Below are 17,784 nucleotides of genomic sequence, written 5' to 3' on the forward strand. Positions count from 1 at the left end.
GGGAGCCCCAGCCCCCGTGAAGCGCTCGCCTCGTGGCACACCGGAGGGCCGTGCGTGGCACACCGGGGCCCGTGCCACCGTGCCACCTCCGGGGCGACAGGCGGGGGCGTTTGATAGCCTGTGCCCATGGCGCCTCCCGGAAGCGACGAGCCCCTCCTCGCGCCGGTGGACCGGCCCACCCTGGCGGATGAGACACCGGCCCACGCCGACGCTGGCGGCACGCGGGAGGCGGCCTCCGCCGTCGCGTGGGAGCGCTACGAGTTGCTGGGGCCGCTGGGCCGTGGCGGCATGGGCGAGGTCCACCGGGCGCGGGACCGGCGGCTGGGGCGCGTGGTCGCGCTCAAGTTCATCCAGGGCGCGGACCCCGAGCGGGCCATGCGCTTCCTCCAGGAGGCCCGGGCCCAGGCGCGCATCGACCATCCGAACGTCTGCAAGGTCTTCGAGGTCGGGGAGGTGGGCGCGAAGGCATACATCGCCATGCAGCTCGTGGACGGCGAGCACCTGGACCGCGCCGCCCGGAGCATGTCCCTGCCCGAGAAGATCCGCGTGATGAAGGAGGCCGCCGAGGCGGTGCACGAAGCCCACCGGCTGGGCGTCATCCACCGCGACCTCAAGCCCTCCAACATCCTGGTCACCCAGGCCCCGGACGGCCGCCCCACCCCCATCCTCGTGGACTTCGGGCTGGCGTACGAAGCCGGCCTGGGCCACGGCCTCACCGCCACGGGCGAGGTGATGGGCACGCCCGCGTACATGTCACCGGAGCAGGCCCGGGGCGACCTGCGCGCCATCGACCGGCGCAGCGACGTCTACAGCCTGGGGGCCACGCTCCACGAGCTGCTCACGGGCTCCCCGCCCTTCACCGGCGCCACGCCGCTGGAGACGCTGACGCAGGTGCTCCACGAGGAGCCGGCGCCCCTGCGCGCGAAGGTGCCGCACCTGGACGGGGAGCTGGAGACGCTGTGCCTCAAGTGCCTGGCGAAGGAGCCCGGGCAGCGCTACGCCTCCGCGCGGGCGCTGGCGGAGGACCTGGGACGCTACCTGGAGGGGACGCCCATCCTCGGGCGGCGCCCCGGCCTGGCGTACCGGCTGAAGCGGGCCGCGCGCAGACACCGGGCGCTGGTGGCCGTCTCCAGCGTGTCGCTGCTGGGCATGCTGCTGCTCGCGGGCTTCGGGGCGCGGTCGTGGCTGTCGGAGCGGGACCTCCAGACGCGGACCGCCGCGCGCGTCCGGCTGGCGGAGCACCTGGGGCAGCAGGTGCAGGAGTTCGAGTGGTTCGTGCGCGCCTTCCAGGCCCTGCCCCTTCACGACACCCGCCCCGAACAACGGCGCGTCCGCGAGCGTCTGGCGGCCCTGGCGGCCGAGCGGCATGACCTGGGCGCCCAGGGTGACGGGCTCGTCCAGCTGGCGCTGGGGCGCGGCCTGCTGGCGATGCACGAGTTCGAGCAGGCCCACCACGCCCTGACACGCGCGAAGGAGGCGGGCGTCGACACGCCGGTGCTGCACTACGCGCTGGGACGGGTGCTGGGGGAGCGCTACCACCTGGCCCTGGAGGATGCGCGGCGCAGCGGCGGCGCGGCGTGGGTGGCGAAGCGGCAGGGGGAGCTTGAACAGGCGTGGCTGGGGCCCGCGCTGCAATCGCTGGAGCGCAGCCGGGGTCTGGCGCTGGAATCCCCGCGCTACCTGGAGGGGCTCATCGCCTTCTATCGCAGGGATTACGCCGCGGCGGAGCGGGCCGCGCTGGAGGCCGTGGCGCAGGCGCCCTGGCTGCCGGAGGCCCGGAGGCTCGCGGGGGACGTCGCGTACGCGCGGGCCATGGACCTGCTGGAGCGGGGCGACTACGCGCTGGCGCGGGCCGGACTGCTGGAGGCCGTCGACCGCTACGAGCGGGCGGTGGAGGTGGGCCGCAGCGACGCGAGGGGCTACGAGGCGCTCGCGGAGGCCTGGCTCCAGGTGTCGGAGCTGGACCGGCGCGAGGGGCGCTCCCGGAGCGAGTCCCTCGGACGGGCCGAGGCCGCTGCGGACCAGGCCCTGCTCGCGGATCCGGACCGGGCCTCCGGCCACACCCGCAAGGCCCAGGTGCTGATGAACCAGTACCGGCGCGTGAACTTCCAAGGGGAGCCCGACACCCGTGGCGCCCAGGCCCTGCTCGACGCGTGGCTGCTCGTCGCCCGGCGGGCCGTGGAGTTGGATCCTCGCGACGTGCTCGCTTACGACTCGCTGGGGTACGCCTTCTTCATGAAGGGGCTGCGACAGGCCCGTGCCCGGGAGGCCCCCGAGGCCTCGTGGGAAGAGGCGTCGACGTGGCTGTCCCGCGCCATTGAACTCCAGCCGCGCTACCCGTGGGCGCTCAACGACCTGGGGCTCGTCCACCGCTGGCGGGGCAACTACCAGCGCGAACATGGCCGGGACCCGATGCCGGACTACGCGCGGGCGGAGCGCTCCCTGCGCGAGGCGGTGCGGGCGGATCCGAAGTACCTGTTCGCCCACTCGAACCTCACCGAGCTGTACGCCGCGATGGCCTCCTACCGCGCGTCGCGGGGAGAGTCCCCGGAGGCGGAGCTCCAGCAGGCGCTGGCGTCCGGCGAGGCCGCGCTCGCCCTGGACGGCCGGTTCCACTCCGCGCTGAACCACCTGGCGGAGGCGGAGCTGACGCGGGCCCGCTTCCTGTTCGAGACCGGCAGCCCCCCGGGCCCGTCCCTCGCGCGGGTGCTCCAGTTCGTGGAGCGCTCGCTGCGGCTCAACGCCACGTCCGACCGCGCGCACCTGCACCGGGCCAGCGCGCACCTGCTGGAGGCGCGACAGGCGATGCGGGAGGCGCGGGACCCGACGGAGGCGCTCGCGCGGGGACGCGGGGCGCTGGCGGAGGCCTACCGCCACGCTCCGGCCTGCGCGGACTGCCGCGTCCTGGGCGCGACGCTGGAGCTGACGGCGGCGGAGCACGCGAAGCACCAGGGGCGGGCGAGCCTGCCGCACCTGCGCGAGGCCCTCGCCCAGGCGCGACAGGCGGTGGCGGCGTATCCCTACCCGGAGACGCACCTGGCCCTGGCGCGCGCGTGCTGGCGTCTGGCGCGCGAGGTGCCTTCCTCCTCCGTGGAGGCCCAGGTGCAGGAAGGCCTCGCGCAGGTGGAGCACGCGCTCCAGGGGGCTCCGGAGCTGGCGGAGGCCCAGGCGCTCCGGGGCGCCCTGCTGCTGGCCGGGACGCGGGCGTCGGGCGCCCGGCCCGGAGCGTCGGAGGCCGTCCGGCAGGCGCGCGCCGCGCTCTCCCTCGCGGTCGAACGGGAGCCCCGGCTGGCGCGCGAGTACGCGCAGGAGCTGCGCGCCACGCGGGACGCCTCAGAACTTTAGGGGCCGGGCCACGCCCGTCGCGAACGTCGCCTTCGCGCTCCAGCCGGGCGAGGCGCCACACAGAGGCAGTTGGAGCCCCCTGGGCAACGGGACGTTGCTGCGGCGGTTCGCCGGGTTGAGACACTCCGCGCCCCGGGGGCTCCAGAGCGCCTCCACGAAATCGAGTTCGTCGAGCCGGTCGCTGGAGTTTGCTCCGAACCCGTGCGCGTCACGCCGCAGGACGTCGGTGCCGCCCACCGTGTAGCCCCGGGGGTCTCCAAGTCCGACGAAGTACGCGGCGCGCTTGGCCTGGAGACAGGCGCCGTAGACGGATTCCCGGTTCGGGTCATCCTGGAGCGAGGTGGGGTCCCACGGCGAGTAGCCCCAATCCAGGCAGGCCCCGATGACGCCCGTCTCGCAGGCCAGGGTGGTCGCGGTGCCCTGCTCCTGGACGGCGGCGTTCAGCCCATCCACCCGCCGCGCGGGGAGGAAGAGGGACGCGACGTCCGCGGACTTCGGGGCGTCGCACTGGCGCCGCCACTCCCGGGTGCCGACCTGGCGGTAGAGGACCCGAAAGCGGTTGTCGCGCAGGGGCTGCCAGCTCATCTCGAAGTCGCGTTTCGTGGGGTCTCCGTTCACTTCCACGGGCAGCGTGAAGGTGAAGCGCAGCGCTTCCAGGCCCCCCCCACGCACCTTGCGCGTCTGCCCCTTGTCGGCGACCGCGACGAAGAAGTCCGTGGGGGACGCGTGGATGCCCGCCAACGTGCGGTCCGTCTCCCCCTCCTCGGAGGAGAGCCACACGGGGATGTCGAGCACCGTGCGGGGCTCCGCCTGGGAGCGGACCTTCATGACGACGCCTTCGGGCGTGTTGACGAAGGTCTCCGGACAGAGCGCCGACTTCTCGTGGACGAAACAGTAGTTGTGTCCTTCGGCGATGTAGATGCCCAGGCCGTTCGGATCCGGGTCGCACTGGCCCGTGGGGCAGCCGCCGCTGATGGCTCCGTCGGGTTTCGCCTCCGCGGTGGGACGCGTCGAAGCGGGCAGGCGGCAGCCTCCCGTCACCAGCACCAATGCCAGACATCCAAGCCATGCACGAAGGGGCTTCACCAAGGTGTCTCCTCGAAGGTGGATCCGCTGCCGGGGCACCGGACCCGGGAGAACATTGCGAGCCCCATGCCAGCACGCCCCCCGCGCGGGATGAAGGACGTGCTCAGGCGTGCCGGTGGGTGGACGCGCACCGGGAGCGGCACGGCCCGCGGCCCGGTGGCACGGCGCATGGCACCGTGCCGTGTGCCACCCGCGTCCGCGTATGATGGCGCGACATGGAACAGGCCCCCTCCACCCTGCAACCGAGCGGATCCGTCAGGGCGGGCTCCGGCTCCGAGGAGCCCCCGGTGCCGGGACTGCTGCGCCTGGCGTGCGCGGGTGCGGTGATGGCGGAGGCCCTGCCGCTGCGGGTCGAGCTGGCCCTGGGGCGCACGTCCCCGGAGCTGGGGGAGGCCCAGGACCCGAGGATGTCGCGCAGCCATGCCCGCGTGCACCATGACGGGCGCCGGTTCTGGGTGACGGACCTGGGCAGCCAGAACGGCACCTGGGTGGACGGCGAGGCTTGCGTGGCGGGCACGCCTCGCGAGGCGCGGCGGGTCATCCGGATGGGGGATTCGCTCTTCGTTCCCAGCGCGGACGTGGGGCCGCTCATGCGGTGTGGCGTGCGGGTGGTGGAGGGCTTCGTGCGGGGCCCCGCGTTCCAGCGGCTGCTGGAGCAGGTCGCGCGCACGGCCGGGCACGGGTTCTCGCTGCACATCCACGGGGAGAGCGGCACCGGCAAGGAGGAGGTGGCCCGGACGTTCCACGCCCAGGGGCCGGGGGCCCGGGGGCCGTTCGTGGCGGTCAACTGCGCGGCCATTCCGCAGGGGCTCGCCGAGCGGCTGCTGTTCGGGGCCCGGCGGGGCGCCTTCTCCGGGGCTGACGACGCGGAGGGCTACCTTCAGGCGGCCGACGGCGGGACGTTGTTCCTGGACGAGGTGGCCGAGCTGGACCTGGGAGTCCAGGCAAAGCTGCTGCGGGCGCTGGAGACGCGGGAGGTCCTGCCCCTGGGAGGGTCCCGGCCCCGGAAGGTGGACCTCCAGGTGTGCTCGGCGGGCAACCGGGACCTGCGCGCGATGGTGGCGAACGGGAAGCTGCGCGAGGACCTGTACTTCCGCCTGGGCAGGCCGGAGGTCACGCTGCCCCCGCTGCGGCAGCGCCCGGAGGAGATTCCCGCGCTGGTGGCGATGTCCGTGCGGGAGCTGTCGCCGGAGCTGTCGGCGCACGTCACGCTCCTGGAGGCCTGTCTGCTCAGGCCGTGGCCGGGCAACGTCCGCGAGCTGAGGGTGGAGGCACGCGCGGCAGCGCAGGAGGCCCTGCTCCGCGGTGCGCTCCGCGTCGAGGTGAGCCACCTGGGCCCGAGCGCCGGGACCGCGTTCGGGCCATCTCCCTCCGCGCCGCTGGAGCCCGCGCCGAAGACGTCCAGTCCCCCGCCGTCCAGGGTCAGTCCCCTGGAAGAGGGCGAGCGGGCCCGGGTGGTGGAGGCGCTGCGGCAGCATGGAGGGAACGTCGCCGCCACGGCGCGCGCCCTGGGAATGCACCGGACGCAGCTGCGGCGCCTGCTGGAGCGCCATGGGCTCTCGCTGGAGGATGGGAGTTCCTGAGCCGAACCAACGACTTCCATTCCCTGGCATGCCCATGGGTGTCATCCCTATCTGATAGGTTTGAAGGATGGAGGTGACCCGTGATGTCGCTGTCCTCTTCGGTCATTCCCGTGGTGCTGGTGGCCCTGGTCGGTTCGGTGGCGGTGGCACAGACGCGGACTCCACCCGCCCGCGAGCGCAGGGCACGGCAGCTCACGCTGCGCGCGGAGGAGCCTCCGGTGCTGCATCCGCTGCGCGTCGCCGCCCGGGAGGTGACCACCGTCACGTTCGACGCGCCCATCATCGCGGACTCCGTGGACCGTGCCGCGCTCGCGCCGTTCTTCTCGCGCATCGGGGTCTACGCGGACGCGCTCGTGCTCAAGCCCTCCGTGGACCTGCCCCCGGGACAGGGGCCCGTCATCACCGTGCGCTTCGTGGGTGAGGGGGCTCCTGCCCGGGTGGGGTTCGTGCTCACGACCGTGGACGCGGAGGTGGATTCGCAGGTGGAGGTCTTCCGGCAGGGGCCCACCGCGCAGGAGCTGGGGAAGGAGTTGGCGGACCTGCGGGCCCGGTGCGCCGTCACGGAGGCCGGCATCGCGACGCTGCGTGCGCAGTGCGCGCTGAGCGGGCTGGGTGGCGCGGTGCTGTCGGGGGCGGTGAGCACGAATGGCGTTGCCGTGGCACATCTGTCCAAACCCGCCATGGGCCCGAGCCTGGAGGCCGAAGGCCCGCATGCGCTCTATCGTTCCGGGGACACGCTCGCGCTGGCGACCACCCTGATCAACTCCGACGATGCCCGCCCCTGGGTTCCGGGCATCGCACGCGTGACTCCCCACGCCCCTAGTGGAGGCGTGCTGCCGGCCCGCGAGCATCCTCTCCTGCTGCGTGAGAAGCGGCTGGAGCCCGGCACTCGGGCCCCGGTGGTGGTGGAGTGGTTCATCCCTCCCGGGATGCCTGCCGGCACGCGCTTCACCCTGGAGCTGCTGGACACGACGGGTGAGCGCGGCGCTCGCTGGGAACAGGTGACGCCATGAGCCGTCACGACAGGCTTTCAGCGGAGGCGGCCCATGCGCGGTGAGCCCTCTTCCGGAGAAGCGCAACGGCGGCCCATGGATGTGGCCCCCCTGCTCGTGCTGTCCGTGGATGCGCTTCCTCCAGGCACCCGGGTCGGTGGCTGGGAGGTCCTGCGCCGTCTGGCGGCGGGAGGCTATGGCACCGTCTATGCCGTGCGCAGGGCAGGCAGACCGCGCGCCCGGGAACATGCCCTGAAGCTGGCCCGCCACTTCGACAGCCCCTGGTTCTCACGCGAGGCGGAGATCCTGTCCCGCTTGCGGCATGCGGGCGTGCCCCGCCTGATGACCTCCGGTGCATGGCGGCCCGGCGCCGGGAGCTACCCCTTCCTGGTGATGGAACACGTCGAGGGTGAGTCGCTCTATGCGTGGTCCAGCGCTCGCAATCCCACGGCGCGCGAAGTGGCCGCGTTGCTCGCGCAAGCAGCGGACGTGCTGGCCTTCGCGCACCAACGCGGTGTCCTTCACCGCGACTTCAAGGGCGACAATGTCCGCATCCAGCCTGGAGGGCGGCTCAAGCTCCTGGACTGGGGGGCGGGTTGGCATCCGGAGGCAATGCCTCTCACGGGCACGGGACAACTCCCCCCTGGCACGGCGCACTACTACAGCCCCCAGTTGCACCTCTGGCGGGCTTCCGCGCACCCTTCCCATGCGCCCCTCTATTCCGTGGCGGACGAGCTGTATGCGGTGGGCGTGGCCTTCCACCGATTGCTGACGGAGACCTATCCAACGTCAGCGCTGGGCGCGGAAGGCTTCCGGTTGGAAGAGGGCCGCGCGGCTCCTTCTGTCTCGTTGATCAATCCGCGCGTGCCCCGGGCGCTCGCTTCGCTCATCCACCGGTTGCTGGCCTTCGAGCCCGACGCACGGCCTCCAAACGCTTCGGCCCTGGCTTCCGAGATCCGGAGCGCGCTGGTCCAGGCGGATGCGGACTGGGATGTGCCGCTGTTCGACTGGGCTCCTCCTCGTTCGCCCCAGTCGCGCACGACGCAGGAGGAGCCCCGCGCGGTGGGCCCGGTGGCTCCTGGCCAGGAGGTGGCGCTCCAGCATGCGCGACTCCAGCGCGGGGACCGACTCCAAGGGATGCGGGAAGCCCGGGACCTGCGCCGACGCATCCCCGCGCAGGTGGCCCAGGCGGAGGCACGCGCCATCCTCGCCGCGAATCAGGTGCGGCGCCGCGAGGCATGGCGCGCGGCATGGCGACGGAGTGCGATGGGAGCCCTCTTCCTGCTGGCCCTGGTCTCGCTGGCCTGGGGCCTGGGTGCCTTCCGGAAGCAGGTTCCACCCCCTGTCTCCGTCAACGTCCAGGGCGCGTCGGGCACACGGCCTGCATCAACCCTGATGGCGCGGTCGCCAACGCCCGACCAAGCTGCCGCGCCCGGGGCGGCCCCTTCTTCCCTCGCGCCGCGCCCGCCGGAGAAGAACGCCATGACCGTCCCCTTGAAGCAGGACCGCGCATCCCGCGCACGCTCGCTTGTCCGGGGCTGCACGCTGGCCATCGGCGCGGCGTCCACCCTGGCGGCCTGCGCTGGCTCACCCGTGCGCCCTGAACCCCAGCGCTGTCCCCAGGCCGCCCTGGACGCGATGAAGGAATTGAGGATGCACAGGGACGCCAAGGCGGGAATCACGCTCGACATCCGCTACCCCTGGCGGGTGGATGCCCAGGAGCTCACCGTGAAGGACGGCGACATCGTCAGCGTCCAGAAGAGTCGACTGGGGCGTCTCCCTGAGGGCACCCTGCTCTATGGGCGGCTGTGGACGGGCGGGGAGAAGGTCGTCGGCCACTACACCCGGGCGGAGACACCCGATGGCCACACCTACCCGGTCTGCATCGTCTTGGGGAACCGGGAGGATGGGGGCTGGTGGAAGAGTCCCCACTCCAAGCCCGGCGCCACCGTCGTGGAGCGCACCATCGGCGTCACCGTCGTGGAGGCCTTCCCCTGACGCCCCGCTCCCAGGTCCTTGGTGCTCGTCACCCACCCCACGGCATGAAATCCTCCGCGTGTGATTGAACTTGAGACCCTCGCCGCGTTCGAGCGGCACCTCCACGCGGGACTCCCGCTCTCCCACGTCGTCATCCAGGGGCTGGACCTGCGGCGCTACACCCGCGAGCTGTCCACCCTGGAGCTGGTGGGCACCGTCTTCCTGGGCTGTGAGCTGGAGAAGGAGGCCCTGAGCGCGGCGCTCGCGCACGGGGCGCTGGTGTTCCCGCCGCTCTCGGGGCTCCCGTACCAGCCCTACCGGGGGAGCCTCTATTCGCCGGAGGAGCTGTACGCGGGCTTCGACCCTTCGCGGCCGGAGACGTACGCCGACACGCCGGACGCCCGCGTCTACGCGCACTGGGCCGCGCATGGCCGGGGCAATGCCCCCACGCTGCTGGAGACGCTGTCGCAGCGGCTGCACGACCACGCCGTCACGGACGCCATGGAGGACCTGCTCCTGGCGGAGGGCGGCAAGCGCAAGGTGGTGGCCATCATGGGCGGCCACTCCATGAAGCGCGGGCAGCCCGACTACCGCTCGGTGGCGATGCTGGCCCGGGAGCTGTCCCGCCAGGGCTTCTTCATGGTCAGCGGCGGCGGCCCCGGCGCCATGGAGGCCACGCACGTGGGCGCGTGGTTCGCCCGGCGCACCGAGGCGGAGCTGGACGCGGGGCTCGCCCTGCTGGCCCAGGCCCCCAGCTACACGGACCGCGAGTGGCTCTCCCGCGCCTTCGACGTGCGCCGCGCCTTCCCCCTGCGCGACGAGGACCGGCCCTGGTGCGACAGCCTGGGCATCCCCACCTGGCACTACGGGCACGAGCCCCCCAACCCCTTCGCCACCCACATCGCCAAGTACTTCGCCAACAGCGTGCGCGAGGACGGCCTGCTCACCATCGCCCGGGGCGGCATCGTCTACGCCCCCGGCAGCGCGGGCACCATCCAGGAGATCTTCCAGGACGCCTGCCAGAACCACTACAACTCCGTGGGTGTCATCAGCCCGATGATCTTCCTGGGCACCGAGTTCTGGACGCGGACCCGGCCCGTGTACCCGCTGCTGGCCCAGCTGGCCCAGGGCCAGGAGTACGCGCGCCACCTGATGCTCACCGACTCCCAGGAGGAGGTCGTCCAGGCCCTGGTGGCGTACGACCGCGCCCGGGTGCTCCCCGGGTGACGCCAGGGGCGGAACGCGCCCGCCCGGGAAAAATGCGCCCCGGACGACCCGGGTCCCGGGGTCCTTGCGTATCTCCTTTTCAGAGGGGCCAGGAGTGGCCGGGCGCGGGGCCCGGCCGGGGCCCGCGCACCACCCCGGAGCGTCCGCGTGTTGCCAGGAACCGAGCGGTCCGTCTTGGAGGCCTTCCGGCGGGGGGACACCCCAGTCCTCACCCAGGTCTACCGCGCCTACTCACCGGAGGTGCTGCGCTACCTGTCGCGCCGCTTCTCCGTGCGCTCGGAGATGGGCATGCGGTCGGTGGCGCTGACGCCGCTGGACCTGGACGCGGCCCACCAGGAGACCTTCGTGCGGGCCTTCCGGCCCCACATGCGCCAGGCCTACGACGGGGTGCGCCCCTACCTGGGCTTCCTGCTCACGGTGGCCCGCTCCACCGCCATCGACCTGATGCGCGCCTCCGGCCGGGTCGCCCGGGAGGCCATCCCGCTGGATGACGCGCCGGAGCTGGTGCACGCCCCCGACGACAGCCGCAGCCCGGAGGAGGAGGCCCTGAGCTCCGAGGTCCGCACCCTGGTGCGCCGCTTCCTGGACGCCCTGCCCGACGAAGGCCGCGCCCTGGCCCAGCTTCGTTTCATGGACGGCCTGTCCCAGGAGTCCGCCGCCGACCAGTTGAAGCTCACCCGCGGCGAGGTGCGGGTGCGCGAGCGCAGGTTGCGGGTGCAGTTCACCGAACACCTGAAGGACTCGGGTTGGTTGGACAGTGACGTCGCGCCGGGGCGCCTGGAGCTGGGCGCCCTGCTGGCCACGATGGCCCTGTGCGCCATCCCATTCGGGAGCCTCCCATGAAGTGGTACGAACGCCATGTGGACGCGGGGCTGACGCGCTGGTCCCTGGGGGAGCTGTCCGCCCCCGAATCCTCGCGCCTGCTGCGCCACGCCCACGCCTGCGCCCGCTGCGGCAGCCGGTACAACAAGTGGGCCAGTGCCCACCGCGTCTTCGAGTCCGGCCAGCCGTCCACGCCCACCGCCGTGGAGCTGGAGACGCTCACGGTCGCGGGCCTGGAGGCCGCCCTGGGCGCCGCCGTCCCCGCCGACGCCGCCCAGGCCCGCTGGCCCACCCTGGCGGTGCTGGGCGCCACGCTCGCGGCCCTGTTCCTCGCGGTGGTGGTGACGCCCGCCTCCGTGGGCCCCACCGCCACCGAACCCACCGAACCCGAGTGGAGCCCCCGGGGCGTCGTCCACGACCCCGCGCCGCCCACCACGCCCCTGGCGCAGCCCGTGCTGCGCATCTTCTGCGCCATCCCCGGGCAGCCGCTGCGTGAGCTGAGGGGCGGGACGGCGTGCGCGCCGGGCGCCACGCTGGCCTTCGCCGCGAGCGCCCGTCCTCCCTTCACCCACGTCGCGGTGCGGGTGGGCGCCGGCCCGAGGGGAGAAATCCATGGGCCCTTCCCCCTGAGCGGCAAGGCCGGCGAGGAGCGCCCCCTGGAGCTGACCGTCGCCCTGCCCGAGACGTCGTCCGACATGCCCGAGGTCACCGCCTCGTTCTCCGCCGACCCGGACGCCGCCCTGGCGGCCCTGCGTGGCGGGACGACGGTGGGGGTGGTGGTGCTCAGGCAGGAGGTCCGGGTAGAGGAAGGTCCATGAAGAAGCTGGAGATGCTCCTTGGGGCGGCCCTGCTGATGGCGGCTCCGGAGGCATTGGCGGACACGGTGCGGCGGGCGCTCGTCATCGCCCACAACGGCAGCGACGACCCGGCCCTGGCGCCCCTGCGCTACGCGGACGACGACGGCGTGCTGTGGGCGGAGACGCTCAAGCGCCTGGGCGTGGAGACCACGCTGCTGGTGGATCCGGACGAGGCCACGCGGCTGTCGGGCAGCCTGGTGCTGAAGTCCGCGCGGGCGCCCACGCGCGCGGCGGTGGACCAGGCGGTGAAGCGGCTCCAGGCGGCGTCGCTCGCGGACCGCGCCGCGGGGCGCCAGACGGACGTGCTCATCGTCTACGTGGGCCACGGCAACACGGACGACGCGGGCCGCTCCTACTTCACGCTCGCGGACGCGCGTCTGGACCGGACCAACCTCTATTCGGAGGTCGTGGATCCGCTGGGCGCGGACTACGTGCACGTCATCGCGGACGCGTGCCGCGCGTCGGGCGTGGTGGGCCGCCGGGGGGGCACGCCGGACGCGGCGGTGCTGGCGGAGCTGCGCGGGGTGCTGGCGCGGGAGCAGCTGGCGTCGCGGCCCCACGTGGGCGCCCTCTTCGCGGAGAGCGACGACGGGGAGACGCACGAGTGGTCGCGCATCCGCGCCGGCGTCTTCAGCCACGTCGCGCGCTCCGGGCTCCTGGGCGGCGCGGACATCAACGGCGACGGGCAGGTGGAGTACAGCGAGCTGGCCGCGTTCGTCGCCGCGTCGCTGCACGGGGTGAAGGGCATGCCCGCGCGGCTGTCGGTGAACGCCTTCGCGCCCACGGCCTCGCCCCGCCGTCCGCTGGTGGGCCCCGCGCCGGAGGGGCCCCAGGTCACCTTCCCCGCGGGCTTCGAGTACGCGCGCCTGTCCGTGGAGGACGCGGACGGCAAGCGGCTGGTGGACGTGCGGCGCTCGCCGCAGCAGTGGACGCAGATATTGCTGCCGCCGCGCGACGTGTACTGGGTGCGCGCGCCGAACGCGGAGGCCCGCGTCACGCTGGCGGAGCTGGGCTCCGGGACGCCGGAGCTGCGCCCCCGGGAGCTGCAGGAGCGCGGGCCCGCGGAGGAGGCGCTCCGGCGCGGGCTGTTCGCCGTGCCGTTGGACCGGCCCTTCTATGACGAGTACGTGGTCGCCGCGGGCCTGGTGCCGGTGGACTTCACGAACTTCCATCCGTCCGTCGCGGGGGGCCTGATGCCCCGGCTGGCCGCGCCGTCGTCCGGCCCGGGCTCGGCGTGGGAGCTGGGCCTGGGCGCGGGGCGCTCACCGCTGGGGCTGGCGAGCTTCGCCACCGGGCCCAGCCTGTCGTGGCGCAACCCGACCTCCGTGCACCTGCTGTACTACGGCGTGCGCGGGGCCTACGGCGTGACGCCGCTCGCGGCCCGGGACGGCATCCGCCTGCACCGCTTCACGCTGGAGGGGCTGGTGGGCCTGCAGAACCCCGCGCGCACGCCGCTGTTCGCGGAGGTGGGCGTGGGCTGGGGGCTGCTGGGCCTGACGGCGCCGGGCTTCCGCCAGGCGGATCCCACGATGCTCACCTCGCGCCTCGCCGCGGGCGTCACCGGACGGCTCGCGGGCATGAGGTTGCGGCTGTCGGCCCAGGTGGGCCTGGACCGCGTCACCGCCAACGGGCGGACGGGCGCGGATCCGCAGTACGGCCTGGAAGTCACCCTCCGGCGCTAGCGGACGCGGGCCGTCGGGCCCGACCGTGTCCGTGTGTCGTGCGCCGGCCCGCGCACGCCGCGCCCACACCCGAGCCCCTGACGGTCGTCCCGTTCCATGCCCCGTTCGTTCCTCCTGCACGTCGTGCTGTCGAGCACCGCCATGTCCGCGGTCCTGATGGCGGGCTGCGACCCGCTCTGCGTCACCGGCCTGTCCCCGCCGGACAAGGGCCATGCGTACACGGACGACGCGGGCGTCTGTGTCGTCGTCGTGGAGGCGCCCGACGGCCACGACGCGGGCCTCGCGGCTGACGGTGGAGAAGACGCGGGCACGGAGGACGCGGGCACGGAGGACGCGGGGGTCACGGCCCCACCGTAGTCCCCGCGCGAGGAGGCGACGGTTGCGGGGTGCGGAAGCCGGCGCCTACAGTCGCCGCCCCTCCCAAGAGACTCCACCGCCCATGTCGTCGAACCCCAGCGCTCCCGCCGCCGTCCCCGCCTCGTCCCGCCGCGCCCTCCTGGTGGCGCGCGCGCTGGCGGTGCTGGGGGGACTGGGCTGGTTCCTGTGGCTGGGAGGCGGGCCGGTGCTGCCGCCCACGAACATCGACTGGATGATGCGCGAGGACTGGGCCGCGCACATCTTCGGATGGCTCTTCTTCCGCAACGCGGACTGGCAGCTGCCGCTGGGCGCGGCGCCCAACCACTTCTTCCCCTACGGCACGTCGGTGGCGCTCACCGACGGCAACCCCTGGGCGGCCGTGCTGCTCAGGCCCTTCAGCGCGCTGCTGCCAGCGGACTTCCAGTACACCGGGCCGTGGCTGGGCCTGTGCTACGCGCTGATGGGGTACTTCGGCGCGAGGCTGGTGGAGACGGTGTCGCCGCGCGCGGTGCCCGTGGCGCTGGGCGGCGCGCTGCTGGCGCTGTCGCCGGTGATGGCGGCGCGCTTCGGCCACCCCACGCTGTGCGCGCACTGGCTGCTGGTGGCCCTGCTGTGGCTCAACCTGCGCGACCTGCCGGACGCGCGCACCGCGACGCGCAGCCTGGGCCTCGCGGCCCTCTTCAACGCCATCGCCTCCGGCACCCATCCGTACTGGGTGGCCATGCTGGTGCCGCTGACGCTGGCGCTGGGCGTGCGCATCGTCTGGAGCCGGAGGCTGGGCCTCACGCGCGTGGCGGCCGCCGTCGCGGGCATCATCGGGTTGGACGTGCTGCTGTTCGCCGTCTTCGGCTACTTCGGCGGGCAGGGCCTGGGCGCGGAGGGCTTCGGGGACTTCTCCTCGGACCTGGCCACGCTGGTGAACCCGATGGGGTGGTCGCGCCTGCTGCCGGACCTGCCCGCGAACGCCCGGCAGGCTGAAGGCTTCGGCTACCTGGGCGCGGGCGCGCTGCTGCTCTGCGCGCTGGCGGTGGTGAGCGTCCTTCCGCGCCTGCGCGAAGCGCGCACGCTGGACTGGCGCCGGGTGCTGCCCGCGGTGGTCGTGGTGGTGCTGATGGCCGTGTATGCGCTGTCCTCGCGCGTGACGTGGCTGGGCCAGCCGGTGGCGGACCTGGGCGCGCTGTACGCGCCGCTGACGAAGGCGACGAACGCGTTCCGCGCCTCCGGCCGCTTCATCTGGCCGTTGAGCTACCTGTTCGTGGTGGGCGCGGTGCTGCTGGTGGTGCGCCTGTGGCGCCAGGTCCCGGGCGTGGCCGGGGCCGCGCTGGCGGTGGCGCTGGCGGTGCAGGCGTACGACGTCCGCGAGGACAAGAGCGCGCTCTTCAAGCCCGTGCGCTTCCAGCGCCTGCGGTCCCCTGAGTGGGCCGCGCTCCAGGGGCCCTACCAGCACCTGGCCCTCTTCCCGCCGCATGCGCAGTGGGTGTGCCGCTACGACGAGCCGCTGGTGAACGCGCTGGCGTATCAGGCGTACCGGCTGAAGCTCACCTTCAACAGCGGCTACGCGTCACGCACGCCGCAGGCGCTGGAGGCCGAGTGCCACGCGCGGCTGCCCCGCGACGGCCTGGACGCGAGCACCGCGTACGTGGTGCTGCCCGAACACCTGCGGCCGTTCCTGGACGCGGGCGCGAGGTGCGGGAGGGTGGAGGGCCTCGCCGTGTGCGTGGTGGCCGGCAACACGGACGCCTTCGCGCAGGGGCTCGCACGTCAGCCCCTCCGCTGACGCGAAGCCGCACTGAAAATCCTTTCAGTCACCGCTCCGCGCGGGATATTACCTTTCAGGTAGCCCGAAGGGATTCGGGCCCGCCTTGAAGGGAGCGAACGATGCCCGCGGTGACGAAGCACGAGTCCGGGACGGTGTGCTGGGTGGACCTGATGGCCTGGGACCTGGAGAAGGCCAAGACCTTCTATGGGGAGCTGTTCGGCTGGACGTTCGAGACGGGCCCGCAGGAGACGAACCACTACACGATGGCCCGGTCCCAGGGCCGCGAGGTGGCGGCGCTGATGCCCCGCGCGAAGGACGCTCCGTTCCCGCCGGTGTGGAACTTCTACTTCAGCGTGGAGAGCGTGGACCGCGCGCTGGCCCGCGTGAAGGAGCTGGGTGGCCGGGAGCTGCTGCCCCCCATGGACGTCATGGACTCCGGGCGCATGGCCTTCTGTCAGGACTCCACCGGGGTGCCGTTCGGGCTCTGGCAGCCGAACCAGTTCCAGGGGGCCGGGGTGATCAACGAGCCCGGCTCCATGGCGTGGCACGAGGTGAACACGCGGGAGGGAGAGAAGGCGCTCGACTTCTACAAGGGCCTCTTCGGCTTCACGGCGGAGAAGATGCCGACCGACGAGATGGACTACTGGGTCATGAGGAAGGACGGGAAGGAGGTGGGCGGCCTGATGAAGATGGGCGCGAGCACCCCGGCCGACCTTCCGCCCCACGGCACGACCACCTTCTCCGTGGCGGACACCGACGCCGCCGCGGCGACCGTCACCCGGCTGGGCGGCAAGGTGCTCATCCCGCCGTTCGACTCGCCCTACGGCCGCATCAGCGTCGTGGCCGACCCCGGCGGCGCGAGCTTCGGCATCATCACGCTGTCGGAGATGGGCGCGGCCTGAGCCGCCGCCCGGGCCGCCGTCCGGACCTCAGGGCGTGAGGGCCGCCAGCGCGGCGGCCATCACCTGCTTCACGGGCACGCCGGCGGCCTGGGCCACGCGGACGCAGTCGTCGAACTCCGGGTGCGCGTTGAGCACCCGGCCGTCGCGCAGGCCGCGCTTCACGCGGACCTTGCCCCAGGGCGTCTCCACGTCCACCCAGTCGCGCTCCAGCGCGTGGCGCTCCACCCGGTGGTATCTCACGCCCAGCGACGTGGACTCGCGCAGCACCGTGTCCACCACCGCGTCGCGCAGGCCGCCCTCCACCAGCGCGCCCAGCAGGTGCGCCGGCCGCCCCTTCTTCATCACCACCGGGGCCACCCACGCGTCCTTCGCGCCCACCTCCAAGAGCCGCTCCACCAGGTGCCCCAGGAGCTGCGGGGTGGCGTCGTCCAGGTTCGCCTCCACCACCCACAGCCCTTCGGAGGCCTGGGCCTCCATGCGGCCCAGCGACGCGCGCAGCACGTTGGGCCGGTCGCGGAAGTCCTTCGTCCCCACGCCGTAGCCCACCCTCTCCACGATGAAGTCCGGGGGGTGGCCAATCTTCGTCAGCACCTTGAGCAGCGCCGCGCCCGTGGGCGTCGTCAGCTCGCCCACGCCTTCGAAGCGCACCGGCACGTCGCGCAGCAGCTCCAGCGTCGCGGGCACGGGGATGGGCATCTGCCCGTGCGCCACGCGGATGGTGCCGCTGCCCAGCGGCGGCGGCGCGGCGTGCACCTCCGGGTCACCCAGCAGCTCCAGCACCACCGCCGCGCCGCAGATGTCCACGATGGAGTCCACCGCGCCCACTTCATGGAAGTGGATGGCGTCGATGGAGACGCCGTGCACCTTGGCCTCGGCCTCCCCGATGGCGCGGAACACCGCCAGGGCGCGGGCCTTCGCGCGCTCCGGCAGCGTGGTGGCCGCTTCGATGAGCTGGCGGATGTCCGCGTAGGCGCGGTGCGGGTGCGCTTCCTTCGCGTCCAGCACCACGTCCAGGTGCGTGCCGCTGATGGCGTGGCGCACCGCGCGCGACACCGCCAGCTTCCAGCCGGGCACGTTGAGGCCACTCAGGGCCTGGGTGAGCGCATCCGGGGACACGCCCAGGTCGATGCCGGCCGCCAGGAACATGTCCCCGGCGATGCCGCCCACGGGCTCCAGGTAGAGGATGCGTCGCATG

The 17,784-nt window shown here is 73.3% G+C and carries 13 protein-coding genes; 11 read left to right on the forward strand and 2 right to left on the reverse strand.

The genetic code is table 11. The annotated features are described in order from the left end of the window. Positions 1–126 precede the first annotated feature (126 nt). Positions 127–3,345, forward strand: a complete 3,219-nt coding sequence (locus OV207_RS10890; RefSeq protein WP_267554785.1) for a serine/threonine-protein kinase — start codon at positions 127–129, stop codon at positions 3,343–3,345. On the opposite strand, the gene OV207_RS10895 is transcribed toward OV207_RS10890, so the two are convergent. Then, on the reverse strand, positions 3,334–4,431 hold the full coding sequence (locus OV207_RS10895; RefSeq protein ID WP_267554786.1) for an ADYC domain-containing protein: 1,098 nt from the start codon (positions 4,429–4,431) through the stop codon (positions 3,334–3,336). The genes OV207_RS10890 and OV207_RS10895 overlap by 12 nt on opposite strands. A 215-nt stretch (positions 4,432–4,646) precedes the next feature. Between OV207_RS10895 and OV207_RS10900 the strand changes: the two genes are divergently transcribed. The 10 genes from OV207_RS10900 (at position 4,647) to OV207_RS10945 (ending at position 16,589) form a co-directional block, all read left to right on the forward strand. Beyond that, complete coding sequence (locus OV207_RS10900) at positions 4,647–6,014, forward strand: sigma 54-interacting transcriptional regulator (RefSeq protein WP_267554787.1); 1,368 nt, start codon at positions 4,647–4,649, stop codon at positions 6,012–6,014. An 83-nt stretch (positions 6,015–6,097) separates the two neighbouring features. Further along, positions 6,098–7,027, forward strand: coding sequence for a DUF2381 family protein (locus OV207_RS10905; protein ID WP_267554788.1), 930 nt, complete (start codon positions 6,098–6,100; stop codon positions 7,025–7,027). Between the two features lie 75 nt (positions 7,028–7,102). Next, positions 7,103–9,004: a serine/threonine protein kinase gene (locus OV207_RS10910; RefSeq protein WP_267554789.1), complete on the forward strand. Its 1,902-nt coding sequence runs from the start codon at positions 7,103–7,105 to the stop codon at positions 9,002–9,004. A 60-nt stretch (positions 9,005–9,064) separates the two neighbouring features. After that, the gene (locus OV207_RS10915; protein ID WP_267554790.1) at positions 9,065–10,210 is read left to right on the forward strand and encodes an LOG family protein; all 1,146 of its coding nucleotides are present in this window, start codon (positions 9,065–9,067) and stop codon (positions 10,208–10,210) included. A gap of 147 nt (positions 10,211–10,357) precedes the next feature. After that, positions 10,358–11,053 carry an RNA polymerase sigma factor gene (locus OV207_RS10920; protein WP_267554791.1) on the forward strand — a complete coding sequence of 232 codons (696 nt, stop codon included), beginning with the start codon at positions 10,358–10,360 and terminating at the stop codon, positions 11,051–11,053. Further along, the gene (locus OV207_RS10925) at positions 11,050–11,850 is read left to right on the forward strand and encodes a hypothetical protein (RefSeq protein WP_267554792.1); all 801 of its coding nucleotides are present in this window, start codon (positions 11,050–11,052) and stop codon (positions 11,848–11,850) included. Before OV207_RS10920 ends, OV207_RS10925 begins: the two co-directional genes overlap by 4 nt. Then, on the forward strand, positions 11,847–13,571 hold the full coding sequence (locus OV207_RS10930; RefSeq protein WP_267554793.1) for a caspase family protein: 1,725 nt from the start codon (positions 11,847–11,849) through the stop codon (positions 13,569–13,571). The genes OV207_RS10925 and OV207_RS10930 overlap by 4 nt, the downstream gene beginning before the upstream one ends. 96 nt (positions 13,572–13,667) lie before the next feature. After that, positions 13,668–13,928, forward strand: a complete 261-nt coding sequence (locus tag OV207_RS10935; protein WP_267554794.1) for a hypothetical protein — start codon at positions 13,668–13,670, stop codon at positions 13,926–13,928. 82 nt (positions 13,929–14,010) lie between these two features. Next, complete coding sequence (locus OV207_RS10940) at positions 14,011–15,705, forward strand: DUF6311 domain-containing protein (RefSeq protein WP_267554795.1); 1,695 nt, start codon at positions 14,011–14,013, stop codon at positions 15,703–15,705. Between the two features lie 101 nt (positions 15,706–15,806). Further along, a complete protein-coding gene (locus tag OV207_RS10945) occupies positions 15,807–16,589 on the forward strand; it encodes a VOC family protein (RefSeq protein ID WP_267554796.1) in 783 nt (260 codons plus the stop codon). Positions 16,590–16,616: 27 nt separating this feature from the next. On the opposite strand, the gene larC is transcribed toward OV207_RS10945, so the two are convergent. Beyond that, complete coding sequence (gene larC / locus OV207_RS10950) at positions 16,617–17,783, reverse strand: nickel pincer cofactor biosynthesis protein LarC (protein WP_267554797.1); 1,167 nt, start codon at positions 17,781–17,783, stop codon at positions 16,617–16,619. Position 17,784: the final 1 nt, after the last annotated feature.

This window comes from Corallococcus sp. BB11-1 (assembly GCF_026626625.1).
Classification (GTDB): Bacteria; Myxococcota; Myxococcia; order Myxococcales; family Myxococcaceae; genus Corallococcus; species Corallococcus soli.

Bases quoted from the DNA above. Each gene is read 5' to 3' on its own strand.
- OV207_RS10910 (WP_267554789.1), top strand. From the start codon at position 7,103: ATGGATGTGGCCCCCCTGCTCGTGCTGTCCGTGGATGCGCTTCCTCCA.
- larC (WP_267554797.1), bottom strand. From the start codon at position 17,783: ATGCGACGCATCCTCTACCTGGAGCCCGTGGGCGGCATCGCCGGGGAC.
- OV207_RS10945 (WP_267554796.1), top strand. From the start codon at position 15,807: ATGCCCGCGGTGACGAAGCACGAGTCCGGGACGGTGTGCTGGGTGGAC.
- OV207_RS10905 (WP_267554788.1), top strand. From the start codon at position 6,098: ATGTCGCTGTCCTCTTCGGTCATTCCCGTGGTGCTGGTGGCCCTGGTC.
- OV207_RS10940 (WP_267554795.1), top strand. From the start codon at position 14,011: ATGTCGTCGAACCCCAGCGCTCCCGCCGCCGTCCCCGCCTCGTCCCGC.
- OV207_RS10890 (WP_267554785.1), top strand. From the start codon at position 127: ATGGCGCCTCCCGGAAGCGACGAGCCCCTCCTCGCGCCGGTGGACCGG.
- OV207_RS10900 (WP_267554787.1), top strand. From the start codon at position 4,647: ATGGAACAGGCCCCCTCCACCCTGCAACCGAGCGGATCCGTCAGGGCG.
- OV207_RS10930 (WP_267554793.1), top strand. From the start codon at position 11,847: ATGAAGAAGCTGGAGATGCTCCTTGGGGCGGCCCTGCTGATGGCGGCT.
- OV207_RS10925 (WP_267554792.1), top strand. From the start codon at position 11,050: ATGAAGTGGTACGAACGCCATGTGGACGCGGGGCTGACGCGCTGGTCC.
- OV207_RS10935 (WP_267554794.1), top strand. From the start codon at position 13,668: ATGCCCCGTTCGTTCCTCCTGCACGTCGTGCTGTCGAGCACCGCCATG.